Source organism: Sphingobium cloacae, assembly GCF_002355855.1.
GTDB classification, from domain to species: domain Bacteria; phylum Pseudomonadota; class Alphaproteobacteria; order Sphingomonadales; family Sphingomonadaceae; genus Sphingobium; species Sphingobium cloacae.
In genome coordinates this window covers 610,996-634,501 of the sequence record NZ_AP017655.1, presented here as the reverse complement: position 1 = coordinate 634,501, position 23,506 = coordinate 610,996, and the positions used below count along the sequence as shown (strand labels likewise).

The 23,506-nt window shown below is 65.6% G+C and carries 20 protein-coding genes; 14 read left to right on the top strand and 6 right to left on the bottom strand.

Annotated features, from left to right (window positions below; genetic code table 11):
- Positions 1 to 17: 17 nt before the first annotated feature.
- Both SCLO_RS03220 and SCLO_RS03215 read right to left on the bottom strand, forming a co-directional pair.
- Positions 18 to 1,337 (bottom strand): ATP-binding protein, encoded by a 1,320-nt coding sequence (locus tag SCLO_RS03220; RefSeq protein ID WP_066520066.1) that lies wholly within the window; start codon positions 1,335 to 1,337, stop codon positions 18 to 20.
- 17 nt (positions 1,338 to 1,354) lie between these two features.
- Positions 1,355 to 2,122 (bottom strand): response regulator transcription factor, encoded by a 768-nt coding sequence (locus tag SCLO_RS03215; RefSeq protein ID WP_231923335.1) that lies wholly within the window; start codon positions 2,120 to 2,122, stop codon positions 1,355 to 1,357.
- Between the two features lie 102 nt (positions 2,123 to 2,224).
- On the opposite strand from SCLO_RS03215, the gene SCLO_RS03210 reads away from it, so the two are divergent.
- Together SCLO_RS03210 and SCLO_RS03205 are read left to right on the top strand one after the other, a co-directional pair.
- Positions 2,225 to 4,588: a TonB-dependent receptor domain-containing protein gene (locus SCLO_RS03210; protein ID WP_066520064.1), complete on the top strand. Its 2,364-nt coding sequence runs from the start codon at positions 2,225 to 2,227 to the stop codon at positions 4,586 to 4,588.
- A 224-nt stretch (positions 4,589 to 4,812) separates the two neighbouring features.
- On the top strand, positions 4,813 to 6,864 hold the full coding sequence (locus SCLO_RS03205; RefSeq protein ID WP_231923334.1) for an AsmA family protein: 2,052 nt from the start codon (positions 4,813 to 4,815) through the stop codon (positions 6,862 to 6,864).
- A 91-nt stretch (positions 6,865 to 6,955) separates the two neighbouring features.
- On the opposite strand, the gene SCLO_RS03200 is transcribed toward SCLO_RS03205, so the two are convergent.
- From SCLO_RS03200 to SCLO_RS03185, 3 genes are all read right to left on the bottom strand, one after another.
- On the bottom strand, positions 6,956 to 7,879 hold the full coding sequence (locus SCLO_RS03200; protein WP_231923434.1) for a copper resistance protein B: 924 nt from the start codon (positions 7,877 to 7,879) through the stop codon (positions 6,956 to 6,958).
- Between the two features lie 182 nt (positions 7,880 to 8,061).
- Positions 8,062 to 9,804: a copper resistance system multicopper oxidase gene (locus tag SCLO_RS03195; protein WP_066518571.1), complete on the bottom strand. Its 1,743-nt coding sequence runs from the start codon at positions 9,802 to 9,804 to the stop codon at positions 8,062 to 8,064.
- 350 nt (positions 9,805 to 10,154) lie between these two features.
- Complete coding sequence (locus SCLO_RS03185) at positions 10,155 to 11,459, bottom strand: radical SAM protein (protein ID WP_066518684.1); 1,305 nt, start codon at positions 11,457 to 11,459, stop codon at positions 10,155 to 10,157.
- Between the two features lie 134 nt (positions 11,460 to 11,593).
- Here SCLO_RS03185 and SCLO_RS03180 point away from each other — a divergent pair, with 134 nt between their 5' ends.
- A complete protein-coding gene (locus SCLO_RS03180; RefSeq protein WP_066518577.1) occupies positions 11,594 to 12,256 on the top strand; it encodes an OmpW/AlkL family protein in 663 nt (220 codons plus the stop codon).
- An 84-nt stretch (positions 12,257 to 12,340) separates the two neighbouring features.
- Here SCLO_RS03180 and SCLO_RS03175 read toward each other — a convergent pair whose 3' ends face one another.
- The gene (locus SCLO_RS03175; protein ID WP_066518578.1) at positions 12,341 to 12,703 is read right to left on the bottom strand and encodes a hypothetical protein; all 363 of its coding nucleotides are present in this window, start codon (positions 12,701 to 12,703) and stop codon (positions 12,341 to 12,343) included.
- Positions 12,704 to 12,855: 152 nt separating this feature from the next.
- Between SCLO_RS03175 and SCLO_RS03170 the strand changes: the two genes are divergently transcribed.
- The 11 genes from SCLO_RS03170 to ccoS all read left to right on the top strand — a co-directional run bounded on the left by SCLO_RS03170 (position 12,856) and on the right by ccoS (position 23,501).
- The gene (locus tag SCLO_RS03170; protein ID WP_066518685.1) at positions 12,856 to 14,001 is read left to right on the top strand and encodes a sensor histidine kinase; all 1,146 of its coding nucleotides are present in this window, start codon (positions 12,856 to 12,858) and stop codon (positions 13,999 to 14,001) included.
- A 17-nt stretch (positions 14,002 to 14,018) separates the two neighbouring features.
- On the top strand, positions 14,019 to 14,630 hold the full coding sequence (gene fixJ, locus SCLO_RS03165) for a response regulator FixJ (RefSeq protein ID WP_066518579.1): 612 nt from the start codon (positions 14,019 to 14,021) through the stop codon (positions 14,628 to 14,630).
- A 126-nt stretch (positions 14,631 to 14,756) separates the two neighbouring features.
- Positions 14,757 to 15,464 (top strand): Crp/Fnr family transcriptional regulator, encoded by a 708-nt coding sequence (locus SCLO_RS03160; RefSeq protein ID WP_231923333.1) that lies wholly within the window; start codon positions 14,757 to 14,759, stop codon positions 15,462 to 15,464.
- 299 nt (positions 15,465 to 15,763) lie between these two features.
- The gene (ccoN, locus tag SCLO_RS03150; protein WP_066518589.1) at positions 15,764 to 17,428 is read left to right on the top strand and encodes a cytochrome-c oxidase, cbb3-type subunit I; all 1,665 of its coding nucleotides are present in this window, start codon (positions 15,764 to 15,766) and stop codon (positions 17,426 to 17,428) included.
- A 12-nt stretch (positions 17,429 to 17,440) separates the two neighbouring features.
- Positions 17,441 to 18,175, top strand: a complete 735-nt coding sequence (gene ccoO / locus SCLO_RS03145) for a cytochrome-c oxidase, cbb3-type subunit II (protein WP_066518590.1) — start codon at positions 17,441 to 17,443, stop codon at positions 18,173 to 18,175.
- Positions 18,172 to 18,348, top strand: coding sequence for a cbb3-type cytochrome c oxidase subunit 3 (locus SCLO_RS03140; RefSeq protein WP_066518592.1), 177 nt, complete (start codon positions 18,172 to 18,174; stop codon positions 18,346 to 18,348). The genes ccoO and SCLO_RS03140 overlap by 4 nt, the downstream gene beginning before the upstream one ends.
- Positions 18,341 to 19,258, top strand: coding sequence for a cytochrome-c oxidase, cbb3-type subunit III (gene ccoP, locus SCLO_RS03135; RefSeq protein ID WP_066518594.1), 918 nt, complete (start codon positions 18,341 to 18,343; stop codon positions 19,256 to 19,258). Before SCLO_RS03140 ends, ccoP begins: the two co-directional genes overlap by 8 nt.
- A gap of 45 nt (positions 19,259 to 19,303) precedes the next feature.
- Complete coding sequence (gene ccoG, locus SCLO_RS03130; protein WP_066518595.1) at positions 19,304 to 20,737, top strand: cytochrome c oxidase accessory protein CcoG; 1,434 nt, start codon at positions 19,304 to 19,306, stop codon at positions 20,735 to 20,737.
- A 3-nt stretch (positions 20,738 to 20,740) separates the two neighbouring features.
- Positions 20,741 to 21,214 carry a FixH family protein gene (locus tag SCLO_RS03125; protein WP_066518598.1) on the top strand — a complete coding sequence of 158 codons (474 nt, stop codon included), beginning with the start codon at positions 20,741 to 20,743 and terminating at the stop codon, positions 21,212 to 21,214.
- Positions 21,214 to 23,352: a heavy metal translocating P-type ATPase gene (locus SCLO_RS03120; RefSeq protein WP_066518600.1), complete on the top strand. Its 2,139-nt coding sequence runs from the start codon at positions 21,214 to 21,216 to the stop codon at positions 23,350 to 23,352. The genes SCLO_RS03125 and SCLO_RS03120 overlap by 1 nt, the downstream gene beginning before the upstream one ends.
- Positions 23,349 to 23,501 carry a cbb3-type cytochrome oxidase assembly protein CcoS gene (ccoS, locus tag SCLO_RS03115; RefSeq protein WP_066518602.1) on the top strand — a complete coding sequence of 51 codons (153 nt, stop codon included), beginning with the start codon at positions 23,349 to 23,351 and terminating at the stop codon, positions 23,499 to 23,501. The genes SCLO_RS03120 and ccoS overlap by 4 nt, the downstream gene beginning before the upstream one ends.
- Positions 23,502 to 23,506 lie beyond the last annotated feature (5 nt).

Sequence of the window (23,506 nt, the reverse complement as noted above, 5' to 3'; positions counted from 1 at the left end):
CCCCGCCCGCCGACGCCTCAGCTTGCCTGCACGACAAGCCGCGCCTTCAGGCCCCCGAGCGGACTGTCCGTCAGGATCAGCCTTCCGCCCATGGCCGCCATCGCGCGGTCGACGGCGGCCAGGCCCAGGCCCGCGCCGCCATGCCCCTGCCCCGGCGCCTGCTCCAGCCGCCGGAATGGCAGGACCGCCTCCGCCCGCAAATCGGCGGGGATGCCGGGGCCATCGTCGTCCACGTCCATCTCGAAGCCGCCATGATCCACGGACCGGAGCGTCAGGACGATCCGGTCCGCATGGCGGCGGGCATTGTCGATCAGGTTCGCGATGACCCGCTTCATCGCCAGCGGTCGCGCCATGGTCTCGAACGCATCGGGCCCTTCGTAGCGGATGTCCGCGCCCAGATCCGACGCGGTGTCCACCGCCGTCATCGCGATGGCCGCCAGATCGATCCGCCGGAGCGGTTCCTCGTCGCCGCTGCGGAAATAGGAGAGGGTCGATTCGATGAAATGCTCCATTTCCCCCAGGTCCACCGCCAGCGCCTCCCGCGCTTCGGGATCGTCGATCAGCGCGGCGCGCAGATGCAGGCGCTGGATCGGCGTGCGCAAGTCATGCGACACGGAGATCAGCGATTGGGTATGATCCTCCATCGTCTGAACGAGCCGGGCCTGCATGGCCGAAAAGGCAGCGGCGACGCGCCGGACTTCGGGCGGCCCTTCGATCCGGAACGATCCCTTGCGGCCATGCCCGGTCGCGTCCGCCGCCTCCGCAAGGTTGCGGAGCGGCTGTACCAGCGCCCGGACCATGAGCACGGCGATCAGCAGCACGCCCAACGTCAGCAGCAGATGCATCGCGACGACCGTGGCCGGGTGCGGCGGCGCGTCGAGATAGGGGCCGATGCGGAACGTCACGAAAGACCCGTCGACAAGTTGCCGCGCACCCAGAAGATCGCGTTTCCCCGGCTCGGCGGAGGGAATCAGCGTCAGCCGCAATTCCCGCGCGGCAAGGCCCGGCTCGCCGCCGATCATCGCCTCGCGCAACTGGCCGAGCCGGGTGGTGTAGGCGCCGAAGTCGGTGATGACGGTTCGCGCCACCCAATTGAGCGTCATGCCGTCGCCTGCCAGTTCGTGCATCGTCCGGCCCCGGTCGCGCGGATGATGGACGATCGCCGCGCGTTCGGCTTCCACCAGCCGAGCGGAAATCCGCCGGATCTGGCTGGCCGGCACCAGTTCGGCTTCCTGCCAGCGATGCAGGGCGATATTGCCGCATAGCTCCAGCAGGACCGCCGCCGCCACGACCAGCGCGATCCGCCCGACCATCCCGATCGAACGCAGGGGCCGCATCCTTAGGCGCCCCATCCTCAAGTGACGTGCACGTCAGCCGCGAACATATAGCCGACCCCGCGTATCGTGCGGATGATCGACCGCGATTGCCGGCCGTCTCCCAATTTGCGGCGCAGGCGGCTGATCAGCACGTCGATGCTGCGATCGGTCGGCGTGGCTATGCGGCTGCGCGTCATTTCGATCAGACGCTCGCGGCCGATCATCCGCTGCGGGTGGCGCAGCAGCACCAGCAACAGGTCATGCTCCGCCGCCGTGAGAGCGACTTCGGCCCCCGTCGGCGAAATCAGTTCGCAACGCCGCGCATGGTAGCGCCAGCCCGCAAAATCGAATTGTGCCGGGATCGGAATGTCGAGCGGCACATGCGGATCGCTGGCCCGGCGGAGCATCGCGCGCACCCGCGCCAGGACTTCCGCGCGACCGAAAGGCTTGGCGATATAATCGTCGGCCCCCAGGTCCAGACCCGCCACCCGGTCGCTTTCCTGCCCCCGCGCGCTGATCATGATGATCGGAACCCGGCTGCGTTCCCGGACGGCGCGGCAGATGTCGAGGCCGTTCCTGCCCGGCAGCATGATGTCGAGCAGGATCAGATCGACCTGCCGCTCGCCCATGGCAGCTTCCAGTTCGCGGCTGTCGGCGGCGCCCGTCACATGATAACCGCATTCGCGTAGGATGCGGGCCAGCAGCGTGCGAACGCCCGCATCGTCCTCGACAATGACGATATGAGGCGCCGCCGGCGGAGCCCGCCTTGCCGACGCGGATCGGTCCCTTGTCGCGGATTGTAACAAATCTTTGCTCCTGCCTCTGATTCGATTGACCGGATGCCCGATTGGCATCAGGCCGCGCCCCGACATTCAATTGCTAATTATTCGCAATAGTGGGGGATTACAATGACCAGAGTCGTTCGCACTCGCAAGCTCCGTCTGGGCCAGGGCGCGGCCCTGTCCGTGCTCGCCGCCCTTTTCGCCGCTCCGGCATCGGCAAGCGAGGCGGAAAGCCAGTCCAGTTCCATCGTCGTCACCGCCGCGGGCTTCGAGCAGAAGATCACCGACGCGCCCGCCAGCATCACCGTCGTGACCGAGGAAGAACTGCGCCAGCGCCCCTATATGACCCTGATAGACGCGGTTCGCGACATAGAGGGCGTCGATGTCGGCGAAACCTCCGACAAGACGGGACAACGGACGATCAGCATTCGCGGCATGGGGTCCGACTATACGCTCGTCATGATCGACGGCCGCCGCCAGAACAACCATGGCGACATCTATCCGAACAGCTTTGGCGGCAACCAGTTCAACCATATCCCGCCGCTCGATTCGATCGAACGGATCGAGGTCATTCGCGGTCCCGCCTCGACCCTTTATGGCGCCGACGCACTGGGCGGGGTCATCAACATCATCACCAAGAAGGTGCCGGATCGCTGGAGCGGGTCGGCCACCTTTGGCCGCAGCATCCAGGAGGACAGCGATTTCGGCGACGACATGACCTTCGACGCCAATGTCGGCGGTCCGCTGGTTCCCGGCCTCATCGGCCTGAAGCTGCGCGGTTCCTATTACAAGCGCTATCCGTCCGAACCCGATTTCGCGCCGGTGGTCGATCCGGCGGGCGTGTCGCATGTGCGCGGGCTGGGCTTTGGCGGCGGCGGCAAGACGGTGAAGAACACCAACCGCAGCTATGGCGGATCGATCAGCTTCACCCCGTCGCCCGACCACAGCTTCATCTTCGACATCGACTATTCGAAGCAGGTCTATGACAACACGCCCATCGTCGATCCCGACACGGGCGTCATCACCTATCCGCTGGGTACGCTCGACGGCATCGAAAGCATCTGGCGCGCGAGCGGCGGCGTGGTGCAGCCGCGCGTGGGCTATACCGACAATCAGGTTTTCGACCGCCTGAACTGGGCGATCACCCACAATGGCGATTGGGGCTTCGGGCGCAGCTTCGTCTCGCTCGCCTATGTGAAGACCAACAATAAGGGCCGCACCATGCCCTTTTCGGTCGCCGAGCGCCTGCTCCTTCAGCAGATGTGGAACGGGACGGGCGACTATGCGGGCCTGACGACCGCGGAACGCCGCGAAATCGCCGCGGAAACCTTTCTGCCGCGTCCGCTCCGCAAGCTGGAGAGCGCGCAATATACGCTCGACGCGCGGCTCGACATTCCGCTCGAAAATCTCGCCGGGCGGCATCATCTCGTGATCGGCGGCCAATATATAGACGGCAAGCTCGACGATGGCGTTTTCGGCCTCGAAGCCTCCACCGGCGGCACCGAAGCCGTGCAGGATCACAAGATCTGGTCGCTCTTTGCCGAGGACAACTGGACTATCGTCGAAGGGCTGACCGTCACTGGCGGCCTGCGCTATGACCATCATAATCTGTTCGGCGGCCATTTCAGCCCGCGCATCTATGCCAATTTCGAGATCAATCCGACCCTGACGCTGAAGGGCGGGGTCAGCACGGGCTACAAGACGCCCAAGACCACCGATCTTTACGACGGCATTCGCGGCTTCGGCGGACAGGGGACCAGTCCGTTCATCGGCAATCCCGACCTGAAGCCGGAAACCAGCGTCAACAGCGAGGTGGCGCTCTACTGGAACCCGACGCCGGACAGCGGCATCAACGTCACGCTGTTCCACAACAAGTTCAAGGACAAGATCGACTCCACCATCGTCGAGCCTTGCGCCATCACCAATTTCGTGCGGCCCTGCGCCAACCTGGGCGACTATTGGGCGGTTCTGGGCCTGGGCCGCACGATCAGCGTGCCGATCAACGTCGACAAGGCGCGCATCAAGGGCGCCGAAATCGCGGGCCGCTACCAGTTCTTCCCCGGCCTCTCGATCCGGGCCAACTACACCTATACCGACAGCAAGCAGTTGACGGGCGCATCAGCGGGCCAGCCCCTGACCCAGACGGCGAAGCATATGGCGAACGCCACGCTGGACTGGCAGGTCATGGATGGCCTGTCGGCGCAGCTTTCGGCCGAACACCGATCGCGGCGCTATCGCGGCCTCGATACGAACGGCAACCACCTCTACTACAAGAGCTATCAGGTGCTGAACCTGGGCGCGCAATATCGGCTCAACGATCACCTGACCCTGGGCGCGCGCGTGAACAACCTGCTGAACCGCGATTTCCGCGCCTATGACGTCGACTTCGGCGATCCGGTCAATGGCGAATACACGCCCACCTATATCGATCATTATAATAACAAGGACAAGGCGCGCAGCTATTGGGTCAGCCTGAGCGCGCGTTTCTGAAGCGGCATGTCCCGCCAATCCCGTTCATGGGGTTGGCGGGACGCGCCGGCTCTCACAATCCACTTCGCCAGCCAGCAAACCGACATGGCGCGCGCAGTCATGGAATGACGATCCGGAACGGCCATGGATCGTGCCGGACCGCCGCTCGGCAGCCGCCTCGGAGACAAACCCGCTTTTGAAACCAAAGCCCGTCTCATGCGATTGGCATGATTATGGACGCAACCATGACAACCGCCCGTCGGGATGCTGATCCGGCGGCCTCCCGCCATCGGCGGCGTCTTCATGGCCTGCGCAATGCCATCCTGATCTTTCTGGGTGTGGTGGTGGCGATTTGGCTGATCCTCTTCATCACCAAAGGCCGTTTTCTCAAGCATCCATTCGAAAGCATCGCCAGTTCGATCACGGAGCGCACGGTCCGCGTGGGTGGCGACTTCCAGCTCTATTTCGCTCCGCTGCGCGTCAAATTCGTGGCTGAAGACCTCGATGTCTCCAATCCCCGATGGGCGAAGCAGGCCAGCCTCTTCAGCGCAAAGCGTATCGAAGCGTACATCGCCCCCTTCTCCCTGATTTTCGGTCGCAAGCGTTTCCATACGCTGCATCTGGTGGAAGGAAAGGCGGACCTGGAGTGGGACGCCCGGCGTGAACGCAATACATGGACCTTCGGCGACGGGACGGCAGGCAAGCCGTTCGAACTGCCGCGCATAGGCCGCGCCAACGTTTCAGGCCTGGTGGTCCGCTATGTCGATCCCAAGACGCCCTTGCTCGCCCATCTCCGGATCGCCCCGGTTACATCGAGCGATGCGCGGATCGGGCGCACGATCGGCGTTCATGGCGACGGCCGGTTCCGCGACACGCCGTTCCGGGTCGCCGCGCGCCTGCTTTCACCCGATGCGAGCGTCAGCGGAGGCGAGAACAAGCTCGCCCTGCGCGCCTCCACGGCCCGGAACGTGATCGATGTCGCAGGAACCCTTCCCACCCTGACGGAGTTTGAAGGCGTTCCGCTGCAAGTCCGCGCGCAAGGCCGCGACCTGTCCGACCTGTTGGCCGTGATCGGCGTCGCCATTCCGCACACGCGCCGCTATGCGCTCGATGCCCGGCTGGTGAAGGATGGAGAGGTCTATCGTTTCACCGGCATGACGGGCAGCTTCGGGCAATCCGATCTTGCCGGTCGCTTCACCATCAGGAACGCCGGGCGCCTGCGCATCGACGCGGCGCTGACGACACGACGGCTCGACATCATCGATGCCGCGCCCTTCATCGGTTACAACCCCGACATCGTTGCCGCGAAAGGCGCCGTGGCCGCCGCGGCCGCCACCGGCGCAAGCGCGCGCCGCGTGCTGCCCGACGCGGAATTGCCGGTCGCAACGATGCAGAGCTTCGATGCCGGTCTCGACTGGAAGATCGCCATGGTGCGCTCGAAGAATGTGCCGGTGTCGAATATCGCCATGAAGCTCGCTCTCGAAAACGGCCGACTGGAGCTTTCGCCGCTCACTTTCTCGATGGCGCGCGGCGACGTGATATCCGACCTCGTCTTCGACACGCGCCCGCGACCATCGGCGATCCGTTATGACATCCGCCTCGCCTCGACGCCGATGGGCCGCCTGCTCGCGGGATATGGCGTGGCGGATTCCGGCACCACCGGCACGATCCATGGACGCATCAGGCTGGATGGCCGGGGCGACACCATCCACGATTCGCTCGCGACATCCTCCGGACGGATCGCCTTCGTCATGCCGCAGGGGACCGTGTGGACGCGGAACGCGCAGCTTTCGGAGCTGGACATCGGGACCTTCATCTCCAAGATGTTCCAGGGCAAGCTGAAAAAGCCGATCGAGGTCAACTGCGGGCTTGTCGCCTTCACCGTGCGCAACGGCATCGCCACGACCGATCCGATCCTGATCGACACGAGCAAGAATGTCGTCACGGGCCGGGGCGGTTTCCGCTTCGACACGGAGGCCATCGACATCGCCATCCGCGCCGATGGAAAGAAGTTCAGCCTTTTCTCCGGCCAATCGCCCGTGGGCATCGGCGGGCATTTCGCCGATCCGTCGCTACAGGTTATCAGCCCCCAGCTGCTCGGCCGGGCAGGCGCTGGCCTGGGCCTCGCCACCGTGGCCGCCCCTTTGGTGGGGCTGCTTGCATTCGTGGATGTGGGCGACGCCAGATCGGCCGCCTGCGGTCCCGTGCTGGCAGGCGCGCGCGCTGTCGCTCAGCGGACCAGCAAGGGCGAGGCGCGTAAGGATGTGGGGAACGGACGAGACCGGAAGAGCGACTGATGCAAACGCCTGCACCCTGCATCAGGCATGTCCCGTCATGGACCTGCTCCCGGGCATGAACGGTTTCCCCAGCGGCTCCTGCGCGCCATCGTCAAAACCAGAACCGCACCCCCATGACCATGCTGGTTGACGACACCCGCTCTCCCCCGGCCCGTGCATAGGCGGCGCTGTCGCCCAGTTTGCGTTCCCAGTTGATGCCGATATAGGGCGCGAATTCGCGGGCGAATTCATAGCGCAGGCGCAAGCCCAGTTCGATGTCGGAAAAGCCCGATCCGATACCCAGTTCCGGGACATCCTGCGCCGCGATATTCACTTTGGCCGCAGGTTGCAGGATCACCCGCTGGGTGATGCGCTGGTCGTAACTTCCTTCCAGCCGAAGATGGGCGTCGCCCTTGTCGGAAAGAAAAGCCTGCACGCCGATCTCGAACCAATAAGGCGCCAATCCTTCCAACCCGATAACCGCATAGGTTCGCTGTGGTTGCGGGCGGATGTCATGACGTATGCCGGCCTCCAGGTTGAACCATGGACCAATGGCGCGGCTGTAGAGGGCCTGCATCTCCGCGCGCTCCAGCGGGCCGCCGATTTCCCCTTCCCCCTCGCTCTTGAAGGCGAAGCGGTTGATGTCGCCGCCGATCCAGCCCTCTCCTTCCCAGTGATAGCCGTCCGCCCCCTTGCGCGCCTGATATTCCATCCGGTCCAGCATGAACTGGGAAAAGACCATCCCGCCGCTTTCCCGCAGCATCGCCGCACGGGCGCGCTGCATGTCGGCGCGATCGTAATAGGCTTCGGCGGCATGATCGGCGGGCGGCATGGGCGCGCTTCCTTTCGGGATCGCGTCCACGGGAACGCCCGCCCCATGTCCGGCATGCGGATGGCTGGACGAGGGAGGCGGGGCAGGCATGGGATGGGCCGGATGATCCTGCCCCGGCCCGTGGTCCATCTGGCCGTGGTCCATCTGGCCGTGGTCCATCTGGCCGTGGTCCATCTGGCCGTGGTCCATCTGGCCGTGGTCCATCTGGCCGTGGTCCATCTGGCCGTGGTCCATCTGGCCGTGGTCCATCTGGCCGTGGTCCATCTGGCCGTGGTCCATCTGGCCGTGGTCCATCTGGCCGTGGTCCATCTGGCCGTGACTGTCCTGCGCCAGCAGGGCCGGCGGCGCGAAAGCGAAAACCAATGCCGCGGCGGACGCAAGCATTTTCATGCCCCCTCCCCCTCATGCCGCACCGTCACGACCCGCATCATGCCGGAGTGCATGTGCATCAGCATATGGCAATGGAACGCCCAATCGCCGAGGGCATCGGCGGTGAGGTCGAAACTCAGCTTTCCTCCCGGCAGCACGTTCACCGTATGCTTGCGCGGATGGTGGCCGCCCGCCCCCGTCACCAGTTCGAAGAAATGGCCGTGCAGGTGGATGGGATGCGGCATCATCGTGTCGTTGATGAGGGTCACCCGCACCCGCTCCCCATGACGGAAGGCGATGGGTTCCGCCCCGTCGGACAGCTTCACCCCGTCGAAGGACCACATATAGCGTTCCATGTTGGCGGTCAGGTGGATGTCGAGCGAGCGCGTGGGCGTCCGCTGGTCCGGATTGGGCGTGAGGGATTTGAGGTCGGCATAGGTCAGCACCCGATGCCCCACATCCTCAAGGCCCGTCGGACGGTCGGCGATCCGGTCGACGGGCATGGGCGAAAGGGTGGCGACCCCCGGCCCCATCTTCACCTGGGGCGCGGCCGACTTGTCCCGCATCTTCATCGAATGGCCGCCCATCGCCCCGTCATGGCCGCCATGCATATCCGGCATGGGCATATCCGGCATGTCCATGCCCATATCCTTCATGCCCAGCAGCGGACGCTCGCGAAGCGCGGGCACTTCCGCCGCCATGCCGATGCGCGGGGCGAGCGTCGCGCGGACGAGGCCAGAGCGGTCGATCGCCTCCGCCACCAGCGCATAGGGCTTCGCCTCGCCGGGCTGGACGATGACGTCATAGGTCTCCGCGATGCCGATCTGGAACTCGTCGGTGTCGACCGGCTGCACATCCTGCCCGTCGCACTGGACCACCGTCATCGGCAGCCCCGGCAGGCGGACATTGAAATTGGTCATCGCCGAAGCGTTGATGATACGGAACCTCACACGCTCGCCCGGCGTAAACAGGCCGGTCCAGTTCTCCGCCGTGCCGTGGCCGTTCACCAGAAAGCTGTAGGTGGCGCCCGTCACGTCCGAAATATCGGTGGGGTCCATCCGCATCGCCCCCCACTGGAGGCGTTCCTTCGCGCTCTGGTCCTTCCCCGCGAGCAGGCCGGCCAGCGTCTGCTTCTGCATGTTGAAATAGCCGCCCATCTGCTTGAGACGTTTCAACAGCACATGCGGATGAACCGGGCTCCAGTCGGACAGCACGACCACATGCTCGCGATCGCTCCGCACGGGGTCGGGGCCAGCCGGATCGATGACGATGGGCCCATAATGACCCATCGCCTCCTGCATCCCCGAATGGCTGTGATACCAATAGGTGCCCGCCTGCCGCACCGGAAATTCATAGGTGAAGGTTTCGCCGGGCCGGATGCCGGGAAAGCTCACCCCCGGCACGCCATCCATCTGGAAGGGCAGGATCAGGCCATGCCAGTGGATCGACGTATCTTCCTTCAGCCTGTTGGTGACGGCCAGACGGACATTCTGCCCTTCCTTGAGGCGGATGAGCGGCGCGGGCAGCACGCCGTTCACCGTCACCGCATGGGCCGATCGCCCGCCGGTCGCGAAATGGCTCTCGCCCACCGTCAGGCGGATCAGGTCGCCGCTCAGCACGTCCGGCGCGACGGTGCCTCCCACCGTGCCGCTGCGCGCCCATGCCGGAAAGGCGCGCGCCAGCGCCAGCGCGCCGGTCAGGGCCGCCGTTCCCCGGATCAGGCTGCGCCGGTCGATGCTGGACTGCGGAAGGATGGGCATGAACAAGGATAGCCTGCTGAAAGAATGATCTTTCCCTCCGGGCGATCATCACCCCCGAAGGAACCTGATCCTCCGCATTAGGGCGATCCGCCGGGCGGATGCAACGGCCAATATGGCGCGGGGTTCAGGCGGGAAACGGGCCGCGTCCTGCTTTGACGCCGGGCTTTTTCCTGTCGCACGGCATAAGGTGGCAGGACACATCGGTGCGGGAGGGCATGGTGGGTTTCCGCTGCCACGGCGGCACCCAGCCCACCGGCAAGGAACCGCAGGCGAAAGCAGCCGGAACGGCGTGGTCCGGCGCATATACCGGCGGCAATTTCAGACAAAGCGCCGCTGCCGCCAGCCATGCGCTATACCGCATGGCTGAACCGCTTTTCCGCCGGTTGCAGCCAGGCGTCGAAACAAGCCGCGATGCTGCGGGCATAGGGAAGCGCCTGCGGCGTCAGTGCCATGCGCTTCTGCGCCACCTCCACCAATCCCAGTTCCTCGAATCGCGACAGGTCGGGCATCGGACAAAGCCCGGCATCCGCTTCGCCCCGGCACAGGAGGGCTTCGATGATGCGGCCTCGTTCCCGGTCGTCGGCGGTCCTCACCGTCCCGCGCACGGCGGACAGTTTCTCGTCCTCCACCAGTTGGCGCCAGATGCCGGCCCGCTTCTCATTCTGGACGATCAGATCGGGAAACTGGCTGATGGCGCTGGCGCCCAGACCGATCAGCACCTCCGCCGGATCATCGGTGAAGCCCTGGAAATTGCGCCGCAACCGCCCTTCGCCGAGCGCCAGGGCAAGGCCGTCCCCGGGCCGCGCGAAATGGTCGAAACCGACCGCCACATAGCCCGCCTCCGTCAGCATCCGGTATCCCGTCGCCGCCATGTCGAACCGTGCAGCGATGTCCGGCATGCCGCTGACGTCGATGCGCCGCTGGCGGGGCAGGAGATGGGGCATATGGGCATAGCCGAACAAGGCCACGCGCGCGGGATTCAGCCGGATGCCGGCCTCGATCGTCGCAGCCAGATCGTCGAGGCCTTGGCCCGGCAGTCCGTACATGAGGTCGAAGCCCGTCGCGATGCCCGCGCCGTGCAGCTGCTCCACCGCACGCTCCACCATGTCGAGCGGCTGGACGCGGCCGATACGGGTCTGCACATGCGGGGCGAAGGTCTGCACGCCCAGATTGACGCGATCCACCCCCACGGCCCCCATCGCGGAAATCCACTGGCCGTCCAGCCGTCGCGGGTCCAGTTCCACCGAGATTTCCGCCTGGTGCGCGTCGAAGCACAGCAATATCTGCTGCAACAGGCGGATGAAATCGACCAGCGGCAGGGAATTGGGACTGCCTCCGCCAAAGGCTATGCGCCGCACCCTGCCCCGACCGCCCAGCCGTTGCGCCATCGCGGCGATTTCCTGCTCCAGCGCCATGACATAGGCCACAAGCCGCTGGGACCGGTTCGCCGCGCCCGTATTGCAGCCGCAATACCAGCAGATGTCATGACAATAGGGGATGTGGATATAGAGCGACATGTCCTCTTCCCTGTCCAGCGCTTCCAGCCGGGCGGCGAGATGGTCGGCGCCCACCCCGTCATGGAATTGCGCGGCGGTGGGATAGCTGGTGTAGCGCGGCACGGGCCGGGCGAGCAGGTCATGGTGATAGGTCCACATGCGCGCGCCATCGCATGACGCCCGCCAGCGCACATTGAGGCAGGTCAATTTTTCCCTTGAGCACACTCAATGCCCGCGCCGTCGCATCGCGGCAAAGGAGCGTCACCGACAACAAAAGGGACGGAGACATTCCGATGACCATCAAGACGATCCTGCTCGGCGCGGCGGCCGCCAGCGCCCTGTTCGCGATTCCCGCTCAGGCGGCGCAAGGCGATGTGCTGATCAGGGTGCGCGGCATCATGGTCGCGCCCAATGAAAAGAGCGGCAGCATCCTGCCCGCCTTCCCCGGCGAAAAGGCGAAGGTGGACAATGCCGTGACGCCGGAAATCGACTTCACCTATATGGCAAGCGACCATATCGGCTTCGAGCTGATCGCCGCGACCACCAAACATAGCGCGAGCGGACGGACCGGCACCACCGGCGGCATCGGCAAGCTCGCTTCCACCTGGGTGCTGCCGCCGACGCTGACGGCCCAATATCATTTCCTGCCCGCGGGCCATCTGCGCCCCTATGTCGGCGCGGGGATCAACTATACGCTGTTCTACGATGAAAAGGCATCGAACGCTCTGGAGGGCGCGGTGGGGGCGACGAAGGTCCGCATGTCCGACAGTTTCGGCTGGGCCGCGCAGGCGGGCGTGGACATCGACCTGACCGACAAGGTCTTCCTGAACCTGGATGTCAAATATCTGGACATCGACACCACCGCGCGCCTGTCGACCACGGCGGCCGGCGTCCAGCGGGTGAAGCTGCATCTCGACCCGCTGGTGTTCGGCGTCGGCCTCGGGATGAAATTCTGAGAACAGGGCGGGGAAGGCGCGGATAGGCGCCTTCCCTCTCCAGAAGCGTGCGTTATGCCATCTTGTTTGCCGCGCCCGGCCGCTTCACATCGCGGCCAGGGCCTTCACCATGAAGGGCAGCCGCTCGCCATCCGCTTCCGTCAGGGTCAGATAGCTGCCGGGCAGGATCGGATGGCTATCGAGCCGGAATATCCGTTCGTCATCCTCCTCGCCGGGTTCATAGGAAAGCACCCATCCTTCGGCGGTGCGCAACAGGCTCCCGCGCTTGTCCGGCTCGTTCGGCCAGAACCGCCGCACGGTCGCGAGTTCGGGATGACTGCGATATTCCTTCTCGTCCACCACGCCATCCCCAGTGAGCGGCAAGCGCAGCACATAGCTGCGGGCGGCTGATCCTCTGGGAAACGCGGGAGTGCGGGCAAGTTCAAGGCGTATCGTCGTCCACGTCATCCCCCTCCCATCCGATTCCCCGACGGAAAAGGCTATACGGACTATCCCGGATGGCCCGGCCCCGCGCGCGAGCATAGCCATGGGAGGGTATCCGACGCATGGGACATCTTGCCGGTCTTGCTGGCATGGGCGGGAAACGGCATGAAGGCATGATGGCTGTCACGGACGACGAAACCGAAGGCTTGAGCGCGCGCGAGCATAGCCTGGAACAGGCGTTGCTGGGATCGATCCTGGCGACGGTGCCCGACGCGCTGATCGTGATCGACATGGCCGGCCATATCATATCCTTCAGCGCCGCGGCCCAGCGCATGTTCCAATATGCCGAAAGCGACGTTCTGGGCGAGAATATCTCGATGCTGATGCCCTCTCCCGACCGGGAAAGGCATGACGGCTATATCGACCGCTATCTCAAGACCGGCGAAAAGCGCATCATCGGCATCGGCCGCCTGACCAGCGCGCGGCGGCGGGACGGGTCGACCTTTCCCATCGAACTGTCCGTGGGCGAAGTCCATGACGGGCGCAGGCGCCTGTTCACCGGCTTCATCCGCGACCTGACCGAACGACAGCAGGCCGAACGGCGCGTCGCGGATTTGCAGGCCGAACTGGCCCATGCCTCCCGCGTCACGGCGATGGGGACATTGGCCTCGACCCTCGCCCATGAACTCAACCAGCCGCTGACCGCCATCGCCAATTATCTGGAGGCGGGACGCGACCTGCTGGACATGGACGGGCCGGTGGATCGCGAGATGCTGCGCGAGGCGATGGCCGAAAGCGCGGCGCAGGCGCTTCGCGCGGGAGAAATCATCCGGTCGTTGCGGGAGTTCATCAAACGCGGCGAAACGATGCGCCAGCCCGAACCGCTGCGCGGCCTCCTGGCCGAAGGCGCGGCGCTGGCCTTCATCGGCATGGACAGCCGCGGCATCGACATGGACATCAGCGTCGACAAGGCGGTGGACAAGGTGCTGGTCAACCGCGTGCAGTTGCAGCAGGTCGTCATCAACCTGACCAAGAACGCCGTGGAGGCGATGGCCGATTCCCCCGTCCGCATCCTGCGCCTTTCCGCCGCCCCCGCCGACGAAGGCCGGGTGGAGGTCGTCATCGCCGACAGCGGGCCGGGGCTGGACCCCGATATGTCGCGCACGCTCTTCATGCCGTTCGCGACGACGAAGGCGTCGGGCATGGGACTGGGCCTCTCCATTAGCCAGACGATCATCGAAGGGCATGGCGGACGCATCTGGGCAACGCCGTCCCCATGGGGCGGAACGGCCTTTCACTTCACATTGGACAGCGCGGACTGAGCAGGGGCGGAAACAGGATGAGCGAACCCTATCCCATCTATGTCGTGGACGATGACGAGGCGATCCGGCGCTCGCTGTCCTTCATGCTGAAAACCAGCGGCTATGCGGTGCAATTGTTCGAAGGCGGCGCGCCCTTCCTCAAGGAAGCCCCCGGCCTGGCGCCCGGATGCGTGCTGCTGGACGTGCGGATGCCCGATATTGACGGGCTGGCGGTGCAGCGCGAATTGCGGGCGCAGGGCATCATGCTGCCGGTCGTCATCATGACGGGCCATGGCGACATCGACATGGCGGTGCAGGCGATGAAGGCGGGCGCGGCCGATTTCATCGAAAAGCCGTTCGAAAAGACCGTTCTCATCCGCTGCCTGGAATCGGCGCGCCAGCAGTCCCTTTCCGATCGCGGCGCGAATGCCCGGGCGGACGAAGCGCGATCGCGGCTCAATGTGCTGACCGACCGGGAACGCGATGTGCTGAACGGCCTGGTCGAAGGGCTGCCCAACAAGACGATCGCCTATGATCTGGGCATCAGCCCGCGCACGGTGGAGATCCACCGCGCCAACCTGATGCAGAAGCTGGACGTGAAGAGCCTGGCCGAAGCGCTGCGCATCGCTTTCCACGCGGGGCTGGAGTAGCCCGGCCGCTCCGCATAGGGATCATTACGGATAGGTCTGTCCCGCGCGGACCGGCATGCAGCGCGCATGACCCTGCAAATTGATCGAGCGAAAAACGCGCGAGGCGACGCCGACATCATGATGGCCATGACCAAGCCGGCCCGCGACTGCGCAAGCCATGGCTGCGACCGCTGCGAAGTGCGCGGCAATGCGATCTGCGCCGATCTGGCGTGCGAGGATCGCGCGGCGCTGAGCCGCATCGGACGCAGGGTCCACCTGCAAGCGGGGCAAACCGTGATGTGGGAAGGGGACAGTTCCACCCTGGTCGCCAATGTCATCGAGGGCACGCTGAAACTGTCCACCTCCACCGGGGATGGCCGCGAACAGATTGTGGGCGTCGTCTATGCCTCCGACTTCATCGGCCGTCCTTTCGGCGCGCGCACGCCGCACAGCGTGACCGCCCTCACCGATGCGCGGCTGTGCCTTTATCCCCGCGCCGCCTTCGACAATTTCGCGCGCGAACATTCCCGGCTCGAGCATCGGCTGCTGCAACGCACGCTCAACGATCTGGACCGCACGCGGGCATGGATGCTGCTGCTGGGCCGCAAGAATGCGCGGGAGAAGGTGGCGACCTTCCTGCTCGACATGGCCCGGCGACTGCCCGCCGACGGAAACGGCGTGATCGACCTGCCTCTTTCCCGCCAGCAGATCGCCGATGTCCTTGGCCTCACCATCGAAACGGTGTCGCGGCAGATGACCGACCTCAAGCGGCGTGGCGTCATCGCGCTGGAAGGCCGGCGCGGCGTATGCGTCCGCGATGCCCGCCGGCTGGAAAACATGGCGGAGGGAAGCTGACCTTCCTGGCCTCGCGCTACGCCCTTCAAGGCTCCCGTGCTTCATGTACGGGAGCCTTTTTCACGACCCCGCCCGATCCTGCAAGCCTGCGGGCCCGATAGCTGTTTTCCAGCAGAAGAAGCCGGAGAACCATTGCCTCGGCCGTCATGCCGAACAGGTTCAGGACGGCGCTCCGCCCCCGGACAAACCGCCTAAGGATTATCCCGTAAAGACCCCGCACCCCTGCTTTGACAGAGGACATCGCAAGGGGGCGGCGCCCGTCCGAGAGGGCACCGCACAGCCTTTGATGGGGAATGACCATGGAAAGACTGGTTTTCAGGACGGGCGGGTGGTTCGCGCTCGCGCTGGCGGCGTTCGCGGCCATGCTGATGGCGGTGGACTTCGGCTTTGCCGTCCATATGGGCATCGTCTGCGCCGTCGCCTTGCTGCTGGCGGTGCTCACCATGCGCCACGCCGACTATGCGGGCATCGCGCGCGGTTTGCTGAAAATGCCCGAGGATCAGGGCAAATATGATGACGATCCCGTCCGCTGGGGCATCCTGGCCACCGTTTTCTGGGGCGTTGTCGGTTTTTTCGCGGGGCTGTTCATCGCCCTGCAACTGGCCTTTCCGGCGCTCAATCTCGGCTTCGAATTCACCACTTTCGGACGGCTGCGCCCGCTTCACACATCGGCGGTGATCTTCGCGTTCGGCGGTAACGTGCTGATCGCGACGAGCTATTACATCGTCCAGCGCACCTGCCGCGCCCGGCTCGCCTTCCCGACGCTCGCCCGCTTCGTCTTCTGGGGGTATCAGCTTTTCATCGTGCTGGCGGCGACCGGCTATGTGCTGGGCATCACCGAAAGCCGCGAATATGCCGAACCCGAATGGTATGTCGACCTGTGGCTCACCATCGTCTGGGTCGCCTATTTCGTCGTCTTCGTGGGCACGCTGCTGAAACGGAACGAGCCGCATATCTATGTGGCCAACTGGTTCTACCTCAGCTTCATCATCACCATCGCGATGCTGCACATCGTCAACAACCTGGCGATCCCGGTCAGCCTCTTCGGATCGAGGAGCTATTCCGCCTTCGCCGGGGTGCAGGACGCGCTGACGCAATGGTGGTACGGCCATAACGCCGTCGCCTTCTTCCTCACCACGCCCTTCCTGGCGATGATGTATTATTTCGTGCCCAAGCAGGCCGAACGGCCAATCTACAGCTATCGCCTGTCGATCATCCACTTCTGGTCGCTGATCTTCCTCTACATCTGGGCAGGTCCGCACCATCTCCATTACACCGCTCTGCCCGACTGGGCGCAGACGCTGGGCATGGTCTTCTCGGTCGTGCTGTGGATGCCGAGCTGGGGCGGCATGATCAACGGCCTGATGACGCTGAACGGCGCGTGGGACAAGGTTCGGACCGACCCCATCATCCGCATGATGGTGCTGGCGCTGGCCTTCTACGGCATGGCGACCTTCGAAGGGCCGATGCTGTCGATCAAGGCGGTCAATTCGCTCAGCCATTACACCGAATGGACCATCGGCCACGTCCATGCCGGCGCGCTGGGGTGGAACGGCATGATCAGCTTCGCCGCCATCTATTTCCTGGTACCGCGCCTGTGGGGCCGCGAGCGGCTTTATTCGCTGCGCATGGTCAACTGGCACTTCTGGCTCGCGACGCTGGGCATCGTGCTCTACGCCGCCGCCATGTGGGTGGCAGGCATCACCCAGGGCCTGATGTGGCGCGAATATGGCTCGGACGGTTATCTCGTCTACGCCTTCTCCGAAGTCGTGTCGGCCATGTTCCCTTATTATGTCATCCGCTCGCTGGGCGGCGTGCTCTACCTCGCCGGCGCCGTGGTGATGGTCTGGAACGTCTGGCAGACGATCGCGGGGCGGCAGCGCGTGGAACAGCCGATGTCGATGCCCCGCTATGACGCCGCGCGCGATCGCCCCATCGCGCCCGCTCCGCAGCCCGCCGAATAAGGAACAGCAATCATGGCGACCAAATTCTTCGACCATAAGAAGATCGAACGCAATGTCACGCTGCTGGCGGCGCTGTCTCTGGCGGTGGTGGCGATCGGCGGCATCGTGGAGATCGCGCCCCTCTTCTGGATCGACAACACGATCGAGAAGGTGGAGGGGATGCGCCCCTACACGCCGCTGGAGCAGGCGGGCCGCAACATCTACATCCGCGAGGGTTGCTACAACTGCCACAGCCAGATGATCCGCCCCTTCCGGGACGAGACCGAACGCTACGGCCACTACAGCCTTGCCGCCGAAAGCATGTACGACCACCCCTTTCAATGGGGCTCCAAGCGCACCGGGCCGGACCTCGCGCGCGTGGGCGGGCGCTATTCGGACGAATGGCATGTCCAGCACCTGATCGATCCGCGCGCGGTGGTGCCGGAATCGATCATGCCGCCCTATGCCTTCCTGGCCGAACGCGACCTCAAGGCAGGCGATATGGCGAAGGACCTGACCGCCCTGAGCCGGGTCGGCGTCCCCTATACGAAGGAGGACATCGCCAAGGCCAATGACGACCTCAAGGCGCAGGCCGATCCCGATGCCGACACTGCCGATCTGCTGAAGCGCTATCCCAAGGCGCAGGCGCGCGACTTCGACGGCGATCCCAGCCGGCTGACGGAGATGGATGCGCTGGTCGCCTACCTCCAGATGCTGGGCACGCTGGTCGACGTGGAATCCGCCAGACCGCAGGAGGTCCGGCGATGAACTACAATGAACTGCGGCATTTCGCCGATAGCTGGGGGCTGGTCGCCATGACCGTCGTCTATCTCGTCCTGATCGGCTGGACTTTCCTGCCCAAGGGACGGGAACGCGGCGACGAGGCCGCCCGCATGATCTTCGACAGCGAGAATGAGAACAGGGACGCCGACCATGGCTGACGACAAGCAACCGCGCATCGACGCAGCCACCGGCACCGAGATGAAGGGGCATGAGTGGGACGGCATCCGGGAACTGGACACGCCCCTGCCTCGCTGGTGGCTGTGGACCTTCTACGCGACCATCCTCTTCGCGGTGGGCTATACCATCGCCTATCCGGCCTGGCCGATGATCGACCGCGCCACGCAGGGAATGTTGGGCTGGTCGAGCCGGGGCGCGCTGGAAAAGGAACTGGCCGCCCGCGAAACGCAGGTCGCGCCGATCCGCAAGGCCATTGCGGAGACGCCGATCCAGGACCTGCCCAACCATCCGCGACTGATGCAGGCAGCGGTCGAGGGCGGTCGCGCCGCCTTCCGCGTGCATTGCGTGCAATGCCACGGATCGGGCGCGGCGGGGTCCAGGGGCTATCCCAACCTCAATGACGACGACTGGTTGTGGGGCGGCGATCTGGCGGCGATCGAAAAGACGATCACCGATGGCGTCCGCAATCCCGACCATGCCGAAACGCGCCAGTCGCTGATGCCCGCCTTCGGCAAGGATCAACTGCTGCAACCCGCGCAGGTGGACGATGTGGTCGCCTATGTCCGCGCGATCAGCCATCAGGACAAGCCCAGCGCGGCGTCGCAGCGCGGCGCGCCGATCTTCGCGGACAATTGCGCGGTCTGCCACGGACCGGACGGCAAGGGCAGCCGCGAACTGGGCGCGCCCAATCTGACGGACGCGATCTGGCTCTTTGGCGGCGATGCGGGCAGCATCCACGATACCGTCTGGAACAGCCGCCACGGCGTCATGCCCCGCTGGGACGACAAGCTCGACAAGGCCACCATCCGCATGCTGGCGGCCTATGTGCACAGCCTGGGCGGCGGCGAAGCCACGCCCGCGACCGTGGCGGCGGCCGATGCCGCGCAGTGACCTTTCCTCCCCATCCATCCCGGACGGGGACAGGAGGACAGCATCATGCTGACGCCCGGGGGATCGGCCTCGCTCTACGAAAAGCGCAAGGGCGTCTATCCCAAGGCGGTGGACGGATTCTTCCGCCGCCTCAAATGGGCGATCATGGCGGTGACGCTGGCAATCTATTGGGGTACGCCCTGGATTCGCTGGGATCGCGGCCCCTATGCGCCCGATCAGGCGGTGCTGGTCGACCTCGCCAACCGCCGCTTCTACATGTTCGACATCGAAATCTGGCCGCATGAATTCTATTATGTGGCGGGCCTCCTCATCATGGCGGGGATCGGGCTGTTCCTCGTCACTTCGGCGGTCGGGCGCGCATGGTGCGGCTATGCCTGCCCGCAGACGGTGTGGACCGACCTCTTCCAGCATGTCGAACGCTTCATGGATGGCGACCGCAATGCGCAGATCCGTCTCGCCAAGGCGCCGTGGAGCCTGGGCAAACTGGCCCGGCGACTAGCCAAATGGTCGGTCTGGCTGCTGATCGCCTTCCTGACCGGCGGCGCATGGATTTTCTATTATGCCGACGCCCCGACGCTCCAGCAGCAGTTCTGGACCGGCACGGCCGCGCCCGCCGCCTACATCACCGTGGCGGTGCTGACCGCGACGACCTTCGTGCTGGGCGGCTTCATGCGCGAACAGGTGTGCATCTATATGTGCCCATGGCCGCGCATCCAGGCGGCGATGCTGGACGAAAGATCGCTGATCGTCACCTATAAGCACTGGCGCGGCGAAAAGCGCGGCAGCCTCAAGAAAGCGGAGGCGCATCCCGGCGAATATGGCGACTGCATCGACTGCAACCAGTGCGTCGCCGTATGCCCCACCGGCATCGACATCCGCGAAGGATCGCAGGTCGGCTGCATCACCTGCGCGCTCTGCATCGATGCCTGCGACAAGGTGATGGAGCAGGTCGACCGTCCCCGCGGCCTGATCGACTATTGCACCGAGGAAGATGCGGAGGCCGAGCAGAAAGGGGCCGCCCCCCGCCCCGTCCTGCGCACCCTGCTGCGCCCCCGGACGATCGCCTATTTCATGGTCTGGTCGGGCATAGGCGTCGCCATGCTGTTCGCCCTGGGCGCGCGCACCCGCGTCGACATCAGCGCGCAGCAGGACCGCAATCCCATTTTCGTGCGCCTGTCGGACGGCACGATCCGCAACGCCTATACGGTGAAGATCCGCAATATGGAGGCGCGGCCCCGCCCGATGGAAGTCGGCGTCGAGGGATTGCCGGGCGCGCAACTCTGGACGGACGCCACCGCCCGCGAGCAGGCGGCCCCCACCCTTTCCACCACGGTCCCCGCCGACAGCGTCGCCAAGCTGCGCGTTTTCGTGGCCCTGCCGGGGAGCGGCGACGCGCGGCAGGACTTCCATTTCGCGGTCCGCGCACTCGACAAGGAAGGCGGAGCCGACCGCGAACCCGCCCGTTTCGAAAGGCCCTGAACGATGCGCGACCGTTCCTCCCCTCCCCGACGCTTCACCGGCTGGCACATGGCCGCCATCCTCATCGCCTTCTTCGGCGTGGTGATCGCGGTCAACATGCTGATGGCGACGATGGCGATCCGGTCCTTCGGCGGCACCGTCGTGGACAACAGCTATGTCGCCAGCCAGAAATTCAACGGCTGGCTGGAACAGGCGCGGGCGCAAGACAGGCTGGGATGGAAAGACGATATCGCGCTGACGAAGGAGCGCCACATCCGCATCGCCCTGACCGGTGCCGCCGACGAACCGCTCACTGGATCGCGCATAGAAGCCCTAGCGCAGCATCCGCTGGGCCGTGCCCCCGACATTGCCCTGACCTTCCACGGCGCTGAAGGCCTCTACCTCAGCGAACAGACCCTTCCCTCCGGACGCTGGCAGATCCGGTTCGACATCCGCCATGCGGGCGCGCAACGGCATCTACTGCGGGAGATCGACTGATGGCCACGCACCCCATCGACATCGCCGAGGCGCAACCGCTCGACGACTTGCGCGAAAGCCTGTTCGCCGTGCCGGGCATCCATTGCGCGGGCTGCATTTCCAAGATCGAGAACGGCCTTCCCCGAAACCCCGGCATCCAGTCCGCCCGGGTGAACATGGCGGCCAGGCGGATCGCCATCCGCCACGACCCCGCCATGACGCCGCCGCAGATCAAGGCCGCGATCGCATCGCTGGGCTTCGAGGCGGAACCGCTCGCCGATCCCGGCGTCGATGTCGCGGCGGCGGAAAGCAGGGCATTGGTGCGGGCTCTGGCCGTCGCCGGTTTCGCGGCGATGAACATCATGCTCCTGTCGGTGTCGGTCTGGTCCGGCGCGGACGGCGCGACGCGGGAGATGTTCCATTGGCTCTCCGCGCTGATCGCCCTGCCGACCGTGGCTTATGCGGGCCAGCCTTTTTACCGATCCGCCTGGGCCGCGCTGCGCCACGGGCGCACCAACATGGACGTGCCGATCAGCATCGGCGTCCTGCTGACCACCGCCATGAGCCTGTATGAGACCGCGACCAACGGGCCCCACGCCTGGTTCGACGGCGCGGTCATGCTGCTGTTCTTCCTGCTCGCGGGACGCTGCCTCGACAGCATGATGCGCGGGCGGGCGCGGGCGGGCGTCGCCGCCCTGCTCAAGCAGACCGCGCCCGGCGCGCTGGTGCTGGACGCGGGCAGCCAAAGCCGCTGGATCGCTTCCACCGCCCTGCGTCCCGGCATGCGGATGCTGGTGGCCGCAGGCGAACGTCTGGCGGCGGACGGCCGCATCGTCGAAGGGGAAAGCGGCCTCGACATCGCCTTCCTGACCGGCGAGAGCGCCCCCGTGCGCGTCCGCCGGGGCGACATGGTGCAGGCGGGCGCGCTGAACCTCGAAGCGCCCCTCGCCGTGGACGTGACCGCCGCCGGGCCGGACACCATCATCGCGGACATCGCCCGCCTGATGGAGGAAGCGGGTCAGGGCAAGTCCCGCTATGTCCGCCTCGCCGACCGTGCCGCGCGCTATTACGCGCCCTGCGTGCATCTGCTGGCGGCGCTGTCCTTTGCCGGATGGATGATCGCGGGGGCAGGCGTCCACCACGCGCTGCTGATCGCAGTGGCGGTGCTCCTCATCACCTGCCCCTGCGCGCTGGGGCTGGCAGTGCCGGCGGCGCAGATCGTCGCCTGCGGCGCGCTGATGCGGCGCGGCGTGCTGGTGAAGGACGGGTCCGCACTCGAACGTCTGGCGGAGGTGAGCGAAGCCGTGTTCGACAAGACCGGGACGCTGACGCTGGGCCGCCCGGTGCCCACCAACCTCTCCCGCCTCGCCGATGAGGATCGCTCCGTCATCCTCAGCCTCGCGCAGGCCAGCCGCCATCCGCTCAGCATCGCGCTGCGCATGGCGCTGGAAGCGGAAGGCGTCGCCCCCGCCCCGCTCGACCATCTGCGCGAAGTCGCGGGCGAGGGGATGTCCGGCGACCTCGATGGCGAAACCGTATCGCTGGGCAGGCCGCGCAGCCTCATCAACCTGTTCGGCCTCGCGACGGAATATCGGCGGGGCGGGCACAGCCTGTTGCTGCATTTCACGGACGCGCTCCGCCCCGATGCGCCCGAAACCCTCAAATCCCTGCGCGACATGGGCCTCAAGACCCTGATCGCCAGCGGCGACCGGCCCGAAGCGCTGGAGGACATCGCCCGGCGGACCGGCACGACCGCGATCGGGGCGCTCCGCCCCGCCGACAAGCTCGCGCTGATCGACCGCCTCAAGGGCAAGGGCGAACGCATATTGATGGTGGGCGACGGCCTGAACGACGGCCCCGCGCTCGCCGCCGGTCATGCCAGCATGGCCCCCGCCTCCGCCAGCGACGCGAGCCAGTTGACGGCCGACGCGGTGTTTCTGGGCGACCGCCTTGCCCCGGTCGCCGTCGCGGTGCGGGCGGCGCGGCGGACCGTCACCGTCGTGAAGCAGAATTTCGCGCTCGCGATCTGCTATAATGTGCTGGCCGTGCCGCTGGCTATCGCGGGCAGGGTGACGCCGCTGGTCGCCGCCATCGCCATGTCCACATCCTCGCTGATCGTGATCGCCAATGCGCTGCGCCTGCGGAGGGCCGCCAAATGACCGGACTGTCGCTCCTCATCCCCATCGCCCTCTTCATGGGGCTGGTCGGACTTGGCGCTTTTTTCTGGGCGCTGCGGTCCGGGCAATTCGACGACACGGAAGGCGCGGGCATGCGCATCCTGATCGACGATGAGGACGATCAGGGCTGACGAGC